The sequence below is a fragment of the uncultured Dysosmobacter sp. genome (assembly GCF_947631635.1).
In the GTDB taxonomy this organism is placed as follows: domain Bacteria; phylum Bacillota; class Clostridia; order Oscillospirales; family Oscillospiraceae; genus Oscillibacter.
The window spans coordinates 203,944-220,890 of record NZ_CANRMB010000001.1 but is presented as its reverse complement, the minus strand read 5'-3'; the positions used below and the strand labels follow the sequence as shown (position 1 = coordinate 220,890).

Annotated in this window: 18 protein-coding genes; 12 read left to right on the top strand and 6 right to left on the bottom strand. The window is 62.3% G+C overall.

The window, feature by feature from the left end; all coding sequences use genetic code 11:
- Nucleotide 1: 1 nt before the first annotated feature.
- The 5 genes from aroA to aroQ are packed head-to-tail and all read left to right on the top strand — an operon-like array spanning nucleotide 2 to nucleotide 5,215.
- On the top strand, nucleotides 2–1,336 hold the full coding sequence (gene aroA / locus Q0Z71_RS01150; RefSeq protein ID WP_298016947.1) for a 3-phosphoshikimate 1-carboxyvinyltransferase: 1,335 nt from the start codon (nucleotides 2–4) through the stop codon (nucleotides 1,334–1,336).
- On the top strand, nucleotides 1,326–2,417 hold the full coding sequence (gene aroC / locus Q0Z71_RS01145) for a chorismate synthase (RefSeq protein WP_298016944.1): 1,092 nt from the start codon (nucleotides 1,326–1,328) through the stop codon (nucleotides 2,415–2,417). Before aroA ends, aroC begins: the two co-directional genes overlap by 11 nt.
- Complete coding sequence (locus Q0Z71_RS01140; RefSeq protein WP_298016940.1) at nucleotides 2,404–3,540, top strand: bifunctional chorismate mutase/prephenate dehydratase; 1,137 nt, start codon at nucleotides 2,404–2,406, stop codon at nucleotides 3,538–3,540. Before aroC ends, Q0Z71_RS01140 begins: the two co-directional genes overlap by 14 nt.
- Before the next feature lie 3 nt (nucleotides 3,541–3,543).
- Nucleotides 3,544–4,788, top strand: a complete 1,245-nt coding sequence (locus Q0Z71_RS01135) for a shikimate kinase (RefSeq protein WP_298016937.1) — start codon at nucleotides 3,544–3,546, stop codon at nucleotides 4,786–4,788.
- Nucleotides 4,769–5,215 (top strand): type II 3-dehydroquinate dehydratase, encoded by a 447-nt coding sequence (aroQ, locus tag Q0Z71_RS01130; protein WP_298016934.1) that lies wholly within the window; start codon nucleotides 4,769–4,771, stop codon nucleotides 5,213–5,215. Before Q0Z71_RS01135 ends, aroQ begins: the two co-directional genes overlap by 20 nt.
- 291 nt (nucleotides 5,216–5,506) lie before the next feature.
- On the opposite strand, the gene Q0Z71_RS01125 is transcribed toward aroQ, so the two are convergent.
- Entirely contained in the window at nucleotides 5,507–6,190 is a 684-nt protein-coding gene (locus tag Q0Z71_RS01125; protein WP_298016931.1) for a FadR/GntR family transcriptional regulator, read from the bottom strand.
- Between the two features lie 184 nt (nucleotides 6,191–6,374).
- On the opposite strand from Q0Z71_RS01125, the gene Q0Z71_RS01120 reads away from it, so the two are divergent.
- From Q0Z71_RS01120 to Q0Z71_RS01095, 6 genes are all read left to right on the top strand, one after another.
- A complete protein-coding gene (locus Q0Z71_RS01120; protein ID WP_298016928.1) occupies nucleotides 6,375–7,052 on the top strand; it encodes a hypothetical protein in 678 nt (225 codons plus the stop codon).
- A 33-nt stretch (nucleotides 7,053–7,085) separates the two neighbouring features.
- On the top strand, nucleotides 7,086–7,298 hold the full coding sequence (locus tag Q0Z71_RS01115; RefSeq protein WP_298016925.1) for a 4Fe-4S dicluster domain-containing protein: 213 nt from the start codon (nucleotides 7,086–7,088) through the stop codon (nucleotides 7,296–7,298).
- A 17-nt stretch (nucleotides 7,299–7,315) separates the two neighbouring features.
- Nucleotides 7,316–8,386 (top strand): 3-methyl-2-oxobutanoate dehydrogenase subunit VorB, encoded by a 1,071-nt coding sequence (locus Q0Z71_RS01110; RefSeq protein ID WP_298016922.1) that lies wholly within the window; start codon nucleotides 7,316–7,318, stop codon nucleotides 8,384–8,386.
- 1 nt (nucleotide 8,387) lies between these two features.
- Nucleotides 8,388–9,137: a thiamine pyrophosphate-dependent enzyme gene (locus Q0Z71_RS01105; RefSeq protein ID WP_298016919.1), complete on the top strand. Its 750-nt coding sequence runs from the start codon at nucleotides 8,388–8,390 to the stop codon at nucleotides 9,135–9,137.
- A 1-nt stretch (nucleotide 9,138) separates the two neighbouring features.
- On the top strand, nucleotides 9,139–9,675 hold the full coding sequence (locus tag Q0Z71_RS01100) for a 2-oxoacid:acceptor oxidoreductase family protein (protein ID WP_298016916.1): 537 nt from the start codon (nucleotides 9,139–9,141) through the stop codon (nucleotides 9,673–9,675).
- 390 nt (nucleotides 9,676–10,065) lie between these two features.
- Complete coding sequence (locus Q0Z71_RS01095) at nucleotides 10,066–11,139, top strand: branched-chain amino acid aminotransferase (protein ID WP_298016913.1); 1,074 nt, start codon at nucleotides 10,066–10,068, stop codon at nucleotides 11,137–11,139.
- Nucleotides 11,140–11,223: 84 nt separating this feature from the next.
- Here the strand turns inward: Q0Z71_RS01095 and Q0Z71_RS01090 are convergent, their stop codons facing one another.
- Both Q0Z71_RS01090 and Q0Z71_RS01085 read right to left on the bottom strand, forming a co-directional pair.
- Complete coding sequence (locus Q0Z71_RS01090) at nucleotides 11,224–11,790, bottom strand: GNAT family N-acetyltransferase (protein WP_298016910.1); 567 nt, start codon at nucleotides 11,788–11,790, stop codon at nucleotides 11,224–11,226.
- 56 nt (nucleotides 11,791–11,846) lie between these two features.
- Nucleotides 11,847–12,278: a hypothetical protein gene (locus tag Q0Z71_RS01085; RefSeq protein ID WP_298016905.1), complete on the bottom strand. Its 432-nt coding sequence runs from the start codon at nucleotides 12,276–12,278 to the stop codon at nucleotides 11,847–11,849.
- Between the two features lie 181 nt (nucleotides 12,279–12,459).
- Here Q0Z71_RS01085 and htpG point away from each other — a divergent pair, with 181 nt between their 5' ends.
- Complete coding sequence (gene htpG / locus Q0Z71_RS01080) at nucleotides 12,460–14,343, top strand: molecular chaperone HtpG (protein ID WP_298016902.1); 1,884 nt, start codon at nucleotides 12,460–12,462, stop codon at nucleotides 14,341–14,343.
- A 51-nt stretch (nucleotides 14,344–14,394) separates the two neighbouring features.
- Here htpG and Q0Z71_RS01075 read toward each other — a convergent pair whose 3' ends face one another.
- From Q0Z71_RS01075 to Q0Z71_RS01065, 3 genes are read right to left on the bottom strand one after another with little or no spacing between them, the layout of a single operon-like run.
- Nucleotides 14,395–14,934 (bottom strand): GNAT family N-acetyltransferase, encoded by a 540-nt coding sequence (locus Q0Z71_RS01075; RefSeq protein WP_298016899.1) that lies wholly within the window; start codon nucleotides 14,932–14,934, stop codon nucleotides 14,395–14,397.
- Between the two features lie 35 nt (nucleotides 14,935–14,969).
- Entirely contained in the window at nucleotides 14,970–15,263 is a 294-nt protein-coding gene (locus Q0Z71_RS01070) for a NifU family protein (RefSeq protein WP_298016896.1), read from the bottom strand.
- The gene (locus Q0Z71_RS01065; RefSeq protein ID WP_298016893.1) at nucleotides 15,256–16,788 is read right to left on the bottom strand and encodes an AAA family ATPase; all 1,533 of its coding nucleotides are present in this window, start codon (nucleotides 16,786–16,788) and stop codon (nucleotides 15,256–15,258) included. The genes Q0Z71_RS01070 and Q0Z71_RS01065 overlap by 8 nt, the downstream gene beginning before the upstream one ends.
- Nucleotides 16,789–16,947: the final 159 nt, after the last annotated feature.

Sequence of the window (16,947 nt, the reverse complement as noted above, 5' to 3'; positions counted from 1 at the left end):
GATGGACGTTCTGATCGAACCTGTGAAATACCTGGACGGCTCTGCTGCCGCCATTCCCTCCAAATCCGATGTGCACCGCAAGCTGATCTGCGCGGCGCTGGCGGACCGCCCCACAGAGCTGATCCTGTCAGAGATCCCCCATGTCCGGGTCTCCGCGGATATCGAGGCCACTATGGCCTGCCTGACGGCGCTGGGGGCCTCCTTTCGGCTGGGTCCCTCCGCGGGTCCCTCTGACGTAGAGGACCCCCAGGTCCATCATCCGGGCGCCTCCATTTTTGTCACCCCCATCCAGGAGGTCCCGAAGGATCCCCTGCTGGACTGCGGGGAATCCGGCTCCACCTTCCGCTTCCTGCTCCCGGTGGCCGCGGCGCTCTGCGGCCATGTCCGGTTTACCGGCAGCGGCCGCCTGCCGGAGCGCCCCATCGGGGACCTGATGTCCGCGATGACGGCCCATGGGGTCTCCTTCTCCGCGGAAAAGCTGCCCTTTGAGACCCATGGGAAGCTCACCGGCGGGGACTATGCTCTGCCGGGCAATATCAGCTCCCAGTATATCACCGGCCTGCTGCTGGCCCTGCCCAATGCCGCGGAGGACAGCACGCTGACCCTCACCACCAAGCTGGAATCCGCCGCCTATGTGGATATCACGCTGGCCGCCCTGCGCCGGTTCGGCATCTCTGTCAGGCCCACCGGCACCGGATGGGCCATCCCCGGAAAGCAGGCCTTCCACGCCGGAGAGCGGTGCCGGGCGGATGGGGACTGGTCCAACGCCGCCTTTTTCCTGACAGCGGGCGCTCTGGGCAAGGTCCGCGGCCACCACGTCGCGCTTCTGTATGCCGACGATGCCTCTCCCCAGGGGGACAAGGCCATTGTCCCCCTCCTGCGGAAATTCCGCGCCGACGTCCGCGGGAGCGGCAGCTTCTTTCTCTCCGCTCCCTCCCAGCTCTATCCGGCGGAGATCGACGTATCCGAGGTTCCCGACCTGCTGCCCATTTTGGCGGTGGCGGCGGCCTTTGCCAAGGGGAAAAGCCATTTCACCAATGCCGCCCGACTGCGGCTGAAGGAGAGCGACCGGCTCAAGACCACCGCCGCCATGCTGAAAGCGCTGGGCGGCAAAGCCGTGGAGCAGCCCGCGGGACTGATCGTCCACGGGGGCCGTCCCCTGACCGGCGGCACGGTGGACGGGGCCAACGACCACCGCATCGTCATGGCGGCGGCCATTGCCGCCGCCTACTGCAAAGGCCCCACCGCCATCCTGGGTGCCCAGGCGGTGAACAAATCCTACCCCGGCTTCTGGGAGGACTATAAACAGTTGGGAGGTGTGGTCCATGTCCTCTGAATTCGGAAAGCTTTTGAAGGTGTCCGTGTTCGGCCAGTCCCACGGCAGGGCCATCGGCGTGAATATGGACGGCCTGCCCGCCGGGGAGCCCATCGACCTGGAGGAGCTGAACGCCTTTCTGGACCGGCGGAAGCCCGGCAAAAGCCCCCTCTCCACCGCCCGGCGGGAGGCGGACATGCCCATCTTTCTCTCCGGCCTGGAAAACGGCGTCACCTGCGGCTCTCCCCTGTGCGCCATCATTGAGAACGGCGACCAGCACTCCTCTGATTATCAAAATCTGGCGGACCACCCCCGCCCCTCCCACGCGGACTACACCGCCCAGGTGAAGTGGGGCGGCCACGCGGATATGCGGGGCGGCGGGCACTTCTCCGGGCGGCTGACGGCCCCTCTGTGCATCGCCGGCGGCATTGCCAAGCAGATCTTGGCCCGCCGGGGCGTCTATGTGGGAGCCCATCTGGCGGCTGTCGGCACGGAGGACGACGATGCCTTTCCCCTGCGCCCCACAAAAGAGCTGTTTGATGCCGTCGCCGCCAAGACCTTTCCCGTGCTGAACGACCAGGCGGGAGCGCGGATGCAGGCGCTGATCCTGGCGGCCCGGGAGGCCCAGGACTCCGTGGGCGGCATCATCGAGTGCGCGGCCACCGGCCTTCCCGCCGGGCTGGGCGATCCCATGTTTGACGGCATCGAAAACCGGCTGGCGGCGGCGCTCTTCGGCGTTCCCGCCGTCAAGGGCGTGGAATTCGGGCTGGGCTTCGGCTCCTCCCGGCTCCACGGCTCGGAGAATAACGACCCGTTCACGGTGGAAAACGGGGCCATTGTCACCGCATCCAACCGCTCCGGCGGCATTCTGGGCGGCATCACCACCGGGATGCCCCTCACCCTGCGGGCGGCCATCAAGCCCACGCCGTCCATCAGCCGTCCCCAGCGGACGGTCAGCCTGTCGGCCATGGAGCCAGCTGAACTGGTCATCCACGGCCGGCACGACCCCTGCATCGCCCATCGGGCAGTCCCCGTCATAGAGGCGGTGACCGCCGTTGTTTTACTAGATCTATTATTGGAGGGAAATCATGGAACTTTCTGAGATCCGCACAAAAATCGACGCTGTGGACGACCAGCTTTTACAGCTGTTCCTGGAGCGCATGAGCCTGGCGGAGGACGTGGCCGCCTACAAAAATGAACACCACCTGCCTATCCTGAACAAGGAGCGGGAGCGCGCCGTCCTGGCAAAGGTCACGGAGCGGTCCGGTGAAAAGGAGCGCTATGCCTATCACCTCTTCTCCACCCTGTTCGAGCTGGCCCGCTCCCGCCAGGCGGAGCTGATCGCCTCCCCCACCAAGGTCGCGGCCAAGGTGAAGGCCTCCCTTGCCGCCGGCAGCGAGATCTTCCCCCAGACCGGCCTGGTGGCCTGCCAGGGCGTGGAGGGCGCCAACTCCCAGGTGGCCTGCGACCGGCTGCTGCCCCGGGGCAACGTGGTCTATGTCAAGACCTTCGAGGCCGTGGTCTCCGCCGTGGAGTCCGGCTTCTGCAAATTCGGCGTGCTGCCCATTGAGAACAGCTCCAACGGCTCCGTCCGCGCGGTGTATGAGCTGCTGCAGGAGCACAACCTCTCCATCGTCCGCTCCACCCGCCTGTGCATTCGCCACGAGCTGCTGGCGCTGCCCGGTGTAAAGATGTCCGACATCACAGAGATCTACTCCCACGAGCAGGCCATCGGCCAGTGCAGCAAGTTCCTCAACGGCCTGACCGGCATCCGGGTCATCCCCTGCGACAACACCGCCGTGGCCGCCAAGATGGTGGCGGAGAGCGGCAACCGCCACGCCGCCGCCATTTCCTCCCATCCCTGTGCGGCGCTGTACGGCCTGGAGTGCATCGACGACCACATCCAGAACAGCGACAACAACTACACCCGCTTCATCTGTGTCACCAAGGACCCGGCCATCTACGCCGGCGCCAACCGCATCAGCCTCATCATCGCCTTTGAGAACCGCCCCGGCGCCCTGTATGAGCTGCTCTCCAAGCTGGCGGCGCTGGATATCAACCTGACGAAGCTGGAATCCTGCCCCGTGGCCGGCAGCGACTTTGAGTTCATTTTCTTTCTGGAGCTGGACGCCTCCGTGCAGGACCCCAGCGTGCTGGCCATGCTGGAGGAGATGGAGCGCAGCTGCGCCCAGTTCCAGTTCCTGGGCAACTACGCCGAGATCTGACCCATGGCGGAGAAGGTGTACGGCCTGCTGGGCCGAAAGCTGGGCCACAGCTGGTCTGTTCCCATCCACGCCGCGCTGGGCTGCGGCGGCTACCGGCTGATCGAACTGGAGCCGGAGCAGCTGGGGCCCTTTCTGGCCCGGCAGGATATCGGCGGATTGAATGTCACCATCCCCTACAAGCGGGATGTGATGCCCTATTGTGATGTGATCGATGAGGCCGCCCAGGCCATCGGCAGCGTCAACACCCTGGCCCGCCGGGCCGACGGAAAGCTCTATGCCTGGAACACGGACGCCGCCGGTTTCTGCTGGATGGCCCGGCGGGCGGGTGTCGAACTCTCTGGCCGCAAGGTGGTCATTCTGGGCAGCGGCGGCGCGTCCCTGACAGCCCAGGCCATGGCCCGCCGCCTGGGGGCGAGGGAGGTCGTGGTAATCTCCCGCTCCGGCGAGAACAACTACGGCAATCTGGAGCGCCACGCCGACGCGGAGATCGTGGTGAACACCACCCCGGTGGGGATGTATCCCAACAACGGAGCCGCCCCGGTGGACCTGGCGGCATTCCCCCGCTGTCAGGGCGTTCTGGATGTCATCTACAATCCCCGGCGCACCGCCCTGCTGCTGCAGGCAGAGTCGCTGGGCATCCCCTGCTCCGACGGACTGCCCATGCTGGTGGCCCAGGCCAAGGCGGCGGAGGAGCACTTCTTTGACCGGTCCATTCCAGACAGCGAGAATGCGCGCATCCTGTCCATGCTCCGGCGGGACTCCGCCAACATCGTCCTGATCGGTATGCCCGGCTGCGGCAAGACCACGGTGGGCCAGGCTCTGGCGGCCCTCACCGGCCGGGAGGCTATCGACATCGACGCGCGCATCGTATCCCGGGCCGGGTGCTCCATCCCCCAGATCTTTGCCCAGGGCGGCGAGACCTCCTTCCGGGCCCTGGAGCGGGAGGAGACGGCGGAGGCCGGAAAGCTGTCCGGCAAAATTATCCTCACCGGCGGCGGCGTGGTGAAGGACGCCCGGAACTACGGGCCGCTGCATCAAAACGGCCGCATCTACCATCTGATCCGGGACCTGAACGCCCTGCCTACCGAGGGACGGCCCCTCTCCCAGGGGGCGGACCTCTCCGCCATGTGGGCGGAGAGGGCGCCGCTCTATGCCCGCTTCCGGGATACCGCTGTGGAGAACCGCGGCACCGTCGCGGAGACCGCCGCCATGATTTGGAGGGATTTTTGTGAAAATTCTGGTACTTAACGGCCCTAACATGAACATGCTGGGCATCCGCCAGCCGGAGATCTACGGCAAGGCCACCTATGAGGACTTGAAGGCCATGATCCAACAGGAGGCCGACTCCCTGGGCGTCCAGGTCTCCTTCTTCCAGTCCAACCATGAGGGCGCTCTGGTGGACGCCATCCAGCAGGCCTATTTTGACAAGGTGGACGGCATCATCATCAACCCCGCCGCCTATACCCACACCAGCGTGGCCCTGCTGGACGCGGTGAAGGCCGTGGGCATCCCCACCGTGGAGGTCCATGTCTCCGACCCGGACAGCCGGGAGGAGTTCCGGCATGTGTCCTACATCCGCGCCGCCTGTGTGGGGACCATCCGGGGCCACGGCCTGCCGGGCTATCTGGAGGCGCTGCACCTGCTCTGCGGCGGCAGCCGGACTGCGGAGCACTGATATCCGTATATGCGCAAAGCCGCCCCGCCTGCTGGCGGGGCGGTTTTTGCGCTCCTCACAGAAAAAAGGACTGCCGCGGATTAGCGGGCTCATGATACGTCTTGGGTCGGACTTTGTTAAGGGGCATTTTGAAATTTTGTGAATAACTTTTCTGATGCGTAACTTCCATCTCCTCCAGTTTTTTGCTGCAATTGATAGATCGCACAAATTTGCTGCTTCTGATATTGCCTTCCCACGCCTCACGGCAGAAAAATATCCCGCCCGGACAACTCCGGACGGGATGTTTTTCCGTTAAGAACCCAGTGTATTGATCAGGTGCCGGATATGGATGCTCATGGCGTGGCTGGCTCCCGCCTCGTCCCGCTGGAGCAGGAATTCCAGAATGACCCGGTTGTCCGCCAGGGCGATCTCCTGCATATGCTGCCGGTTCTGTGAAATCTGCATGATCTCATTGACGGCGCTGTTGATGATCGGATAGAGCCGCCGCATATACTCATTGTGGGACGCCTTGATGATGGCCCAGTGGAACTCCTGGTCCGCCAGAGGCCAGTCGCCGTCCTCCGCTGCAATGCGCTCCATCCGCTCCGCCTTTTTCAGGATCTGGGCCAGTTCCTCGTCCGTGGCCCGCTCGCAGGCCAGCGCCACAGTGGCGGGCTCAAAGATGAGCCGCATCTCAAACAGGTCCTTGGCCCGCACGCGGGAGCGTATCCCCGCAAGACTGGTCAGGTCCAGTCCCTCGGCGGGCAGGTCCTCCGCCACAAAGGTCCCCTTGCCGCGGCGGATCTCCAGCACCCCCTGCGCCACCAGAAAGGAGATGGCCTCCCGCAGGGTGGTGCGGCTGACCTCCAGCGCCGCGCTCAATTCATTCTCGTTTGGGAGCTTGCTGCCGGGCGCATACCGGCGCTCATCCACGATCATCTCATACAGACGGTCGGATATCTGTTCCGACAGCTTTATTTTTTTGACCTCTGCCATATCGTTCCCCCATTCAGCGGGTCGTGGGACCTGCCGCAAGATCTTCCTTTCACAATATATTCCTTTTTTTCGGGAAATACAAGAATCTTCTTGACATCATACTTTTACAGTTGTACAATGACATCATACAATAAGCCAGAAGATAATACAACTATTTTTTCAATCCATATAAGGAGGACCTCTCTTGACTGCTGAATTTTGTTCCCACCGCGTCTCCATCATCACCGGGCATTACGGCACCGGCAAGACGGAATTTGCGGTAAATCTGGCGCTTTCACTGGCGGCGGACGGCGAACAGGTGATGCTGGCAGATCTGGATATCGTCAACCCGTACTTCCGCTCCCGGGAGCGAAAGGCCATGCTGGAAGAGGCGGGCATCCGCCTGATCTCCTCCTCCCAGGCCTGTTCCGACGCGGACGTGCCCGCCCTCCCGGCGGAGCTGCTGACGATCCTGGAAAACCGGGACATCCGGGGCGTTCTGGATATCGGCGGCGACCCTGTGGGCGCCAGAGTTCTGGCCCGCTTCCGGCCGAAGATCATCCAGGAGGACTACCAGCTCATCTACGTGCTCAACGCCAACCGCCCCGAGGTCCGGACCCCGGACAGCGCTGCCGCCTATCTCCGGGGCATCGAGGCCACCACCGGCCTTATCTGCACCGGCATCGTCAACAACACCCACCTGTGCGGCGAGACCACCGCAGCCGAGATCCGCAGGGGCGCGGCCCTTGCCGCCGCTGTCTCGAAGGAGACCGGCATCCCGGTCCTCTGCCACGTGGCGGAGGCGCGCTTTGCCGCCGATCTCACCGACCTGCCGGAAACCGTGTTTCCGATCAGCATTAAAATGAAAAAGCCGTGGGAATGACCGCGGCACCAGGGGAAGGAGGACCACATCACCATGTCTGCGAAAGTCACATTCAATTCCGACCGCTGCAAAGGGTGCGAGCTATGCACCACCGTATGTCCCAAGCACATCGTCGCCATTGATACGACCGTCATCAACCGCAAGGGATACCATCCCGCCACTGTGACGGACATCTCCCAGTGCATCGCATGTGCCAGCTGCGCCAAGATCTGCCCTGATTCCATCATCACCGTGGAAAAATTCTGAAAAAGGAGGTCATTATCGTGCAAAAGGAACTTTGGAAAGGCAATGAAGCCATCGCCGAGGCCGCGATCCGCGCGGGCTGCGACTGCTTCTTCGGTTATCCCATCACCCCCCAGAGCGAGGTCCCTGAATACATGTCCGTCCATCTGCCCGAACACGGCGGCGTGTTTGTCCAGTCCGAGTCCGAGGTCGCCGCCATCAACATGGTCTACGGCGCCGCGGCCTCCGGGATGCGGGCCATGACCTCCTCGTCCTCTCCCGGCATCAGTTTGAAGCAGGAGGGCATTTCATATCTGGTCGGCTCCGAGCTGCCCGCCGTCATCGTCAACTGCATGCGGGGCGGGCCGGGCCTCGGCACCATCCAGCCCGGTCAGGGCGACTACTACCAGGCCACCCGGGGCGGCGGCAACGGAGATTACCGCACCGTGGTCCTCTCCCCCTCCAACGTGCAGGAGGCTGTGGACTTCGTGCAGGAGGCCTTTGACATCGCCGACCAGTACCGCAATCCCGTCATGGTCGTCTGCGACGGTCTGATCGGCCAGATGATGGAGCCCATCGAGTGGCACCCCGTCCCCAAGCGGGACCTGCCGCCCAAGGACTGGGCCACTACCGGCCGCAAGGGCCGCGACCACCACAATATCATCAACTCTCTGTACATGGACCCCGAGGTGTGCGACCAGCACAACGCCAACCTGGCGAAGAAATACGCCCTGATGGAGCAGAACGAGCTCCGCTGGGAGGAGAAGGAGTGCGGGGACGCGGAGGTCGTCATCACCGCCTACGGCACCCCCGCCCGCATTGCCCTGACCGCCATCGAGGCCCTGCGGGCCGAGGGCATCAAGGCCGGCCTGTTCCGTCCCATCACCCTGTGGCCCTTCCCGGAGAAGGCGCTGCATGAGCTGGCGGGAAAGACCCATGTTAAGGCCTTCCTGGACGTGGAGATGAGCTCCATGGGCCAGATGATCGACGACGTGCGTCTGGCTGTGGAGGGGCAGAAGCCCATCCGTTTCCTGGGCCACGCCGGCGGCGTGATGCCCACTGTGGAAGAGATCATCGAATCGGTCAAGAAGGCCCTGAAGGAGGTGCAGTGATATGGCGATCGTATATGAGAAATCCAAAGGCCTGACGGATGCGGAACTGCATTACTGTCCCGGCTGTCACCACGGCATCATCCACAAGCTGGTGGCCGAGTCCCTGGTGGAGCTGGGTCTGCTGGACGAAGCCATCGGCGTCTGCCCCGTGGGCTGCTCCGTGTTTGCCTTTAATTACTTCTCCTGCGACATGCAGGAGGCCGCCCATGGCCGCGCTCCCGCCGTGGCCACCGGCATCAAGCGCACCCATCCCACCCAGGCCGTGTTCACCTATCAGGGCGACGGCGACCTGGCCTCCATCGGCGCCGCCGAGATCGTCCACGCCGCCATGCGGGGCGAGAAGTTCACCACCATCTTTGTCAACAACGCCATTTACGGCATGACCGGCGGCCAGATGGCCCCCACCACCCTGATCGGCCAGCGGGCCACCACCTGCCAGTCCGGCCGCACCGTGGAACAGGCCGGTATGCCCATCCGCATGGCGGAGCTGCTGTCCACGCTGGACGGCTGCGTCTACGCCGAGCGGGTCTGCGTCACCGATATCGCCAACATCAACAAGGCCAAGCGGGCCATCAAGAAGGCCTTTGAAAAGCAGATGAACCGGGAGGGCTTCACCTTTATCGAGGTCCTGTCCACCTGCCCCACCAACTGGGGCATGACGCCGCTGAAGGCCAACGCGTGGCTGAAGGAGAACATGGCGGCCTACTATCCCCTGGGTGTCATCAAGGATTCCAGCGCGGAGGTGAAGTAAGATGAAGAAAGAGATCATCATTTCCGGTTTCGGCGGCCAGGGCGGCCTGGCCATCGGCAAAAACCTGGCGGAGGCCGGCATGGCCGAGGGCCTGAACGTCACCTGGGCCCCCTCCTATGGCCCCGAGATGCGGGGCGGCACCGCCAACTGCTCCGTCGTTCTCTCCGACAAACCGGTGGGCTCCCCGGTGTTCGCCCATCCCACGGAGTTGATCGCGCTGAACGAGCCCTCTCTGGAGAAATTTGAGGCAGGCGTCCAGTCCGGCGGCACGGTGTTCGTCAACTGCGACGTGGTCACCGACAGGGTGCAGCGCGCCGACCTGACGGCCTTCTACATCCCCTGCTCCAAGATCGCCGAGGAGGTGGGCAATCCCAAGGTGAGCAACATGGTCATGCTGGGCGCCTATGTGGCGGCCACCAAGGTCCTGAAGCCCGAGACCATTGAGAAAATGATCCAGGAGATGTTCGCGGGAGCCAAAGCCAAATTCATCCCCCTGAACATTGAGGCCTTCCGGCGCGGCATGGCCTGCGTCCAGTAATCCCTCCCTTTGTGAAACTATGCGGCGGACTGACACTTTTTCGGTCAGTCCGCCGGGCTTTTTCCGCTGACAGCCGCCTTTCTGTGCATTTTAACGATTGACTTTGCCCCGCTATCAGCGTATAAAAGAGAACAAGAAATAGCGAAAAAGTCAACCGCCAAATAGACGGAGCGCACGGATCTTTGACTTTCGCCCTTTCCGCGGCGGGCGGAGACGTGGGAGAGTCTTTTTGCTGTTTTCCGCCGCGGCCTCTGATCATGGAGATCCCCCAGGAGCCTGTGCGGAGGGACAGCATGACGCGGCCTGTGTGTGGCCGTGTACCGCGCGGCCTGCCTGATAGCGTATTTTATCCAAAAGCGTCAATATCGAATTGGAAGGGAGAGTATCGCAATGTTGGATATCAAGATCACCAAAACCACTGCCCCCAAGGAAAAACCGGACGAGAGCAAGCTGGGCTTCGGCAAGGTCTTTACGGATCATATGTTCGTCATGGATTACACCGAGGGCCAGGGCTGGCACGACGCCCGCGTCGTGCCCTACGCCTCCTTCCTCCTGGACCCCGCCACCGTGGTGTTCCACTATGCCCAGGAGGTCTTTGAGGGCCTGAAGGCCTACCGTTCCACCGACAACACCATTCAGCTGTTCCGCCCCGACTGCAATGCCAAGCGGATGCAGGATTCCTGCGACCGCCTGTGCATCCCCCGGATCCCCGTGGAGGACTTCATCCAGGCTGTAAAGACCCTGGTGGAGGTCGACAAGGACTGGGTGCCCCATGTGGAGGGTGCCACCCTGTACATCCGCCCCTTCGTGTTTGCCAACGACGTGGGCCTGGGCGTGCACGCCAGCAAGCACTACATCTTCTGCATCATCTGCTCTCCCTCCGGCGCCTACTATGCCGAGGGCATCAACCCCGTCCGCATCTACGTGGAGGACGAGTACATCCGCGCCGCCCCCGGTTTGACCGGCTTCACCAAGTGCGGCGGCAACTACGCCGCCTCCATCAAGGCCGGCGATCTGGCTGCGGAGCAGGGCTTTGCCCAGGTCCTGTGGCTGGACGGCGTGGAGCGGAAGTATGTCGAGGAAGTCGGCAGCATGAACATCCTGTTCAAGATCGACGGCAAGATCTACACCGCGCCCTGCACCGGCACCGTTCTGCCCGGCGTCACCCGCCGCAGTTGCATCGAACTGCTGAAGGACTGGGGCTATGATGTGGTCGAGGAGCATCTGGCTATTGCCGACATCATGCAGGCCGGCCACGACGGCAAGCTGGAAGAGGTCTTCGGCACCGGCACCGCCGCCGTCGTCTCCCCCGTCAAGGAGCTGGACTGGAAGGGCGACAAGATCTTTATCAGCGAGGGCAAGATCGGTCCTGTCACCCAGAGGCTGTATGACACCATGACCGGTATGCAGTGGGGCAGGATCGCCGATACCAAGGGCTGGATCGATCCCATCTGCAAGGGCTGATCCTATCCATCACATGGAAGGGGGGGCCGCGCTTTGAGCGCGGCCCCCTTTTCCTCTCCCCGGTACGGGTCCGTTTTTTGGGGTCTATGCGTTCGCCAAAAGCGCCTCCAGCTCCGCCTCCGGCAGTTGGCGGATGGACAGGAGGGGAGCCGGCTCTTTTCCAAAGGGCGCGATGTGCTTTTCAAACCAGGCCACGTCGTGCCACGCGCCGCTCTTGTATCCCGCGCTGTGCCAGGTCCCGGCGCGGTGAAAGCCCATGGACAGGTGGAGCTGTTCGCTCCTCTCATTGGGTACGGTGACGATGCCGCAGACCGTCCGGACCCCCTGGAGCCGCAGGATCTCCATCAGCAGGCCGTACAGCCGCCTGCCCAGTCCCCGGGCCGTATGCTCCCTGTCCAGATAGATGGACAGCTCCGCGTTCCACTGATAGGCCGCCCGCTCCATTTGCCGGTGCGCGTAGGCGTACCCCACGATCCTGCCGTCCTCCTCGCAGACCAGATAGGGGTACGCGGCGCCGATGTCCCGGATCCGCGCCGCGAATTCCGCCTCCGTGGGGAGCCGGTATTCAAAGGTGATGGATGTGTCGATATACTGGCCGTATATGGACAACAGCGCCTGGGCGTCTGTCTCCTTCGCAAATCGAATGTGCATCTCTCTCCTCCTCAGGGACAAAAGCAGGGACGTACCGCCTTGTACGTCCCTGCCGCTCATGTTTTTGCGTGGATCTGCGCCCCGCATTTGGGACAGGTGATGATGATTTTGCCCTTTCCCACCGGAACGCGACAGATGGTCTTGCAGTTTTTGCAGGTGAAATACTTGTGCTCCTTATCCGCGTGGCGCTCTCTCGCTCCCGTCCGGCGGTTTTTCATCCGCCAGATCCTCTGCATGAATTTGGAGTTCTCCTCCCGCCGCTTATACAGGTTTTTGGAGAACATCCGGAACAGGATCAGGAACATCAGCGGCCACATCAGGATCTCGCAGACCAGCGTCGGTACATACAGCTTCGCAAAGGAACAGACGAGCTGCGCCACGAACAGGGCCAGGTATCCCCGCAGCAGCATCACGTTCATCTGGTCCATCCCGTTGCGCCCGTACATGAACCGCACAATGGCGTTTCCGACTTTCCGGAAGAAATTCATAGATTCCAGGCTCCTTTGCCGGCATCCCCCAGGGAACCGGCTTGTTTTTCTATATTTTACTCGCAAACCCCTTGACAGGCAACCACTTGTTGGCAGAATTTACAAAATGGTCATTTATTTTTTCAATTTCCTGTGCTATATTTTACCGTTGTGAAAAAATATATAAAGGAGTGCATTTCCCATGGCAAAAAAGCAATTCAAGGCGGAATCCAAGCGCCTGCTGGACCTGATGATCAACTCCATCTACACCCACAAGGAGATCTTCCTGCGGGAGATCATCTCCAACGCCAGCGACGCCTGCGACAAGCTGTGCTACCTGGCCCTCACCGACGACCAGGTGAAGATGAACCGCAAGGATTTCAAGATCGAGCTGAAAGCGGACAAGGAGGGACGGCTCCTCACCGTGTCCGACAACGGCATCGGCATGGACAGGGCGGACCTGGAGAACAACCTGGGCGTCATCGCCTCCTCCGGCTCCTATAAGTTCAAGCAGGAAGTGGGGGACGACGCCAAAAACACCGACGTCATCGGCCAGTTCGGCGTAGGCTTTTACTCCGCCTTTATGGTGGCGGACCACATCACCGTCGTCACCAAAAAATACGGCGGCGATACCGCCTATATGTGGCAGTCCTCCGGCGCCGACGGCTACACCATCGCGGAGTGCGAAAAGGACACTGTGGGCACCGACATCATCATGCACATCAAGCCCAACACCGACGATGAGAAGTACAGCGAATTTCTGGAGTCCTGGCGGCTCCAGGAGCTGGTGCGGAAGTACTCCGACTACATCCGCTTCCCCATCCGCATGGAGGTCAGCAAAACCCGGAAGAAGGAGGGCTGCCCCGACGACAAACCGGAATATGAGACCTACACGGAGGTGGAGACCCTCAACTCCATGGTGCCCATCTGGCAGCGCCGGAAGTCCAGCGTGAAGCCGGAGGAGTACAACAAGTTCTACCGGGACAAGTTCCACGACTACGCCGACCCCCAGCGGGTCATCGCCGTGTCCGCCGAGGGCGCCGTGACCTACAAGGCCCTGCTGTTCATCCCCGGCGCCACCCCCTTCGACTACTACACCAAGGAGTATGAAAAGGGCCTCCAGCTCTACTCCAACGGCGTGCTCATCATGGACAAGTGCGCCGACCTGCTGCCGGAGCACTTCCGGTTCGTCCGGGGCGTGGTGGACTCCCCCGACCTCAGCCTGAACATCTCCCGGGAGCTTTTGCAGCACGACCGGCAGCTGAAGGTCATCGCCGCCAATCTGGAGAAGAAGATCAAGAACGAGCTTGCCAAGATGCTGAAGGATGAACGGGACGCCTACGAGACCTTCTGGAAGAACTTCGGCCGCCAGCTGAAATACGGCGTGGTGGGCGAGTACGGCGCCCACAAGGACCTGCTCCAGGACCTGCTGCTGTTCTACTCCTCCACGGAGAAAAAGCCCGTCACTTTGGGCGAATATGTGTCCCGGATGAAGGAGGACCAGAAGTATCTCTACTTCGCCGCCGGCGAGAGCCTGGACAAGATCGACAAGCTGCCCCAAACCGAGGGATTGAAGGACAGCGGTACGGAGATCCTCTACTTCACCGAGGAGGTGGACGAGTTCTGCGCCCAGATCCTCCACACCTATCAGGACAAGGAGTTCCGCTCCGTGCTGGACCAGGAGATCGAAGAGGGCGCTGAGAAGAAGGCCGAGGAGGCCGCCGACGCCCACAAGGCCGCTTTCGACTTTGTGAAGGAGACCCTGGGCGACGCGGTGAAGGAGGTCAAGGCCTCCACCCGCCTAAAATCCCACCCCGTCTGCCTCACCGCCGGAGAGGGCCTGAGCTTTGAGATGGAGAAATACTTCCAGGCCGTCCAGCCGGATTCCGCCATCAAGGCCGACCGCATCCTGGAGCTGAACGTGGAGCACCCCGCCTTCCAGGCGCTGGAGGCCGCTGTCTCCGCTGACCCCGAGAAGGCGAAAAAGTACGCCTCTCTGCTGTATAACCAGGCCCTGCTGATCGCGGGCCTGCCCCTGGAGGACCCCTCCGGGTACACGGACCTGGTGTGCGAGCTGATGAAATGATCCGTTAAAAACATCAAACGAGCCGGTATGCTAAACGCATACCGGCTCGTTTTACGTTCCGTTCTCCGGATCTTCCAGCCGCTTTTCCAGGCACACCAGATGTACATCCGGGATGCCGTTGAACACACAGGGAACAACGCCCGCCTCCCGGTAGCCCAGTTTCTGATACAGCGCCCGGGCGGCGGTGTTAATCTCATTCGTATCCATCCGCAGATACCGGCAGCCCTTTTCAAGCGCATACTGCTCATAAAACCCGACAAACTGCTCCCCGTATCCCCGGCGCGAACAGCTGGGATGGACCGCCAGCGTATGGAGGACCATCACCTGCTCCTCCGGCGCCTGATACAACCAGCCGCAGCCGGCGTATGCGGGGACCTGCGTCCGGTCGATCTTGGCCGCCGCCACGATCGTCCCCTCCTCCTCGCACACGAAAAGCGTCTGCCGCGCGAGGGCCTCCGCCGCCGTTGCCTCTGTGGGATACACGCCTCTGATCCAGCCGATCTGCGCTCTGCCGGACTCCTCTTCTCTCAGCACCGCGTCATAGATCTGCACGATCCCGCGGATGTCAGCCTGTACCGCTTTACGGATCACCTTCCATCTTCCCCCCTTTTGGATTCAGGCCCATCTCACAGGTGATGGTCCCGCAAAAGCCGTTTCGCCTGCTCCCACAGCTCGTCGCTGACGGTCTGGACCACCGTCACCTTCCGTACCAGCTCCGGCAGGGCCTTCACCAGCTCCGCCTCCACCAGCGTCTCATTGGTCAGGTCCGCCGAGGGGCACCCGGCGCAATGGCCCAGCAGCTTGACATACAGGACCTGGTTTTCCAGGTGGTCCACCTGGATGTCTCCGCCGTGGGCCCGCATAGCGGGCCGGACCCTCTCGTCCAAAACCGCCTCGATCCGCTTCAATTCCTCACTCATGATTTTTTTCCTCCCTCTCTGCCGCTCTGGCCGCGGCGATCTCCTCCCGGATCCGGTGCCGGGTGTCGTCAAACAACAGTTCCTTGTTGTGGCGGAAGTAGGCGTCACAGCCGAAGTTCTCCACGAACCAGCTGGTGTCATAGCCCGCCGTGACCTCTGTCACGAAGATCACCAGCTCCTGGCTCTGTCCAAAGGTCTCCTCCAAAAAGCGGAAGGCGCTGTCGAATTGGACGCCGGTCCCGCTCCCCAGCGCTCCGCGCTTTTCCACCTCTCCGCCGAACCAGCTCCGCACCGCGTCCATGGCCTCCGCCGGGGCGGAGATGTCCTCCTGCTGGAGGCGCTGGCGGTAATCCTCCAGCGCGTTGATCTCCCGCTGGGCCAGATCCCGGGACTCCTTGTCCAGCCGGCCCGCCTCCCGGGCCTGCTTCAGCTTCTCCTGCCGCTGCCAGACCAACTGGGCCAGCACGGCCTGGGGCTCCGCCTCCGGGAGCTTTGCCTTGAAATCCGTCAGGGCGGCGTGGAGGGCGGTGGTCAGCGCGTCCTGCCGCCTGGTCTCCCGGGCGGCCTCCGCCAGGCGGGAGAGGACCAGTCCCATGACGGACAGCTTCTCGTCAAAGGGCGCCTCCCGCAGCTCCAGCATGGTGATGTTCTGCCACTGTCCCCGCAGGATATCGTCCACATGGTAGGTCTTTTGGTATTTGTAGTACAGCTCCAGATAGTTGGCGAAGTCCTTGGCGATGCGGGGAAGCTGGATGTACTGCTCCACCACCTCCCGGTCCGCCCGGAGGCCCAGCGTCTCATAGGCGCACAGCAGCTCGCTGAGATCCTCCCAGCCCCGGGCGGTGGCGAATTGCAGCCCGTCCACCGTGGTCTCGATGCGGTAGAAGTTCTCCTTTTTGATATCCAGATAGGAGATCACCGCGCCATGGATGCCCTTCCGGCAGGCGTACTCCTTCCACACCGCGAAGTCCTCCGCAACGTCGATGCGCTTCACCCGGTCCAGCGTCACCACGTCGAAGTCCCGGACGGACTTGTTGTACTCCGGCGGGTTCCCCGCCGCCACGATGAGCCAGCCCTCCGGCAGGCGCTGGTTGCCGAAGGTCTTGCACTGCAAAAATTGCAGCATCATGGGGGCCAGCGTCTCGGAGACGCAGTTGATCTCATCCAGAAAGAGGATGCCCTCCCGCAGGCCCGTCCGCTCCATCAGGCGGTACACCGACGCCAGGATCTCGCTCATGGTGTACTCAGTAACGGAGAACGCCTCTCCGCCGTAGGTCCGCTTCTCGATGAAGGGCAGGCCGATGGCGCTTTGGCGGGTGTGGTGGGTGATGGTGTAGGCCACCAGGCCCACGCCGTTCTCCGCCGCAATCTGCTCCATGATCTGGGTCTTTCCGATGCCCGGAGGCCCCATCAGCAGTACGGGCCGCTGCCGGACCGGAGGGATCAGGTAATTCCCCAGGGCGTCTTTCGCCAGATATGCCTTCAAGGTGTTGGCAATCTCCTGTTTTGCCTGTTTGATGTTCATATCGGTATCTCCTCTTAGAACCTGTATTCATAAGCGTTTAACACCGTCTGGGCGGGTCTTTCCCCGCCATACTGCGTTGCTTTTCCTTGCAATACACAAACTTCCTGCGTCAAAGCGCCTTGTCTGCCGGGAAAATCCCGCGCCCATCCGGCATTTCCC

Excerpts from the sequence above, each read along its gene's own strand:
- Q0Z71_RS01100 (WP_298016916.1), top strand. The coding sequence starts at position 9,139 with ATGAAGAAAGAGATCATCATTTCCGGTTTCGGCGGCCAGGGCGGCCTG.
- Q0Z71_RS01065 (WP_298016893.1), bottom strand. The coding sequence starts at position 16,788 with ATGAACATCAAACAGGCAAAACAGGAGATTGCCAACACCTTGAAGGCA.
- aroA (WP_298016947.1), top strand. The coding sequence starts at position 2 with ATGGACGTTCTGATCGAACCTGTGAAATACCTGGACGGCTCTGCTGCC.
- Q0Z71_RS01095 (WP_298016913.1), top strand. The coding sequence starts at position 10,066 with ATGTTGGATATCAAGATCACCAAAACCACTGCCCCCAAGGAAAAACCG.
- Q0Z71_RS01115 (WP_298016925.1), top strand. The coding sequence starts at position 7,086 with ATGTCTGCGAAAGTCACATTCAATTCCGACCGCTGCAAAGGGTGCGAG.
- Q0Z71_RS01070 (WP_298016896.1), bottom strand. The coding sequence starts at position 15,263 with ATGAGTGAGGAATTGAAGCGGATCGAGGCGGTTTTGGACGAGAGGGTC.
- Q0Z71_RS01090 (WP_298016910.1), bottom strand. The coding sequence starts at position 11,790 with ATGCACATTCGATTTGCGAAGGAGACAGACGCCCAGGCGCTGTTGTCC.
- Q0Z71_RS01125 (WP_298016931.1), bottom strand. The coding sequence starts at position 6,190 with ATGGCAGAGGTCAAAAAAATAAAGCTGTCGGAACAGATATCCGACCGT.
- htpG (WP_298016902.1), top strand. The coding sequence starts at position 12,460 with ATGGCAAAAAAGCAATTCAAGGCGGAATCCAAGCGCCTGCTGGACCTG.
- Q0Z71_RS01085 (WP_298016905.1), bottom strand. The coding sequence starts at position 12,278 with ATGAATTTCTTCCGGAAAGTCGGAAACGCCATTGTGCGGTTCATGTAC.
- Q0Z71_RS01140 (WP_298016940.1), top strand. The coding sequence starts at position 2,404 with ATGGAACTTTCTGAGATCCGCACAAAAATCGACGCTGTGGACGACCAG.
- aroC (WP_298016944.1), top strand. The coding sequence starts at position 1,326 with ATGTCCTCTGAATTCGGAAAGCTTTTGAAGGTGTCCGTGTTCGGCCAG.
- Q0Z71_RS01135 (WP_298016937.1), top strand. The coding sequence starts at position 3,544 with ATGGCGGAGAAGGTGTACGGCCTGCTGGGCCGAAAGCTGGGCCACAGC.
- Q0Z71_RS01105 (WP_298016919.1), top strand. The coding sequence starts at position 8,388 with ATGGCGATCGTATATGAGAAATCCAAAGGCCTGACGGATGCGGAACTG.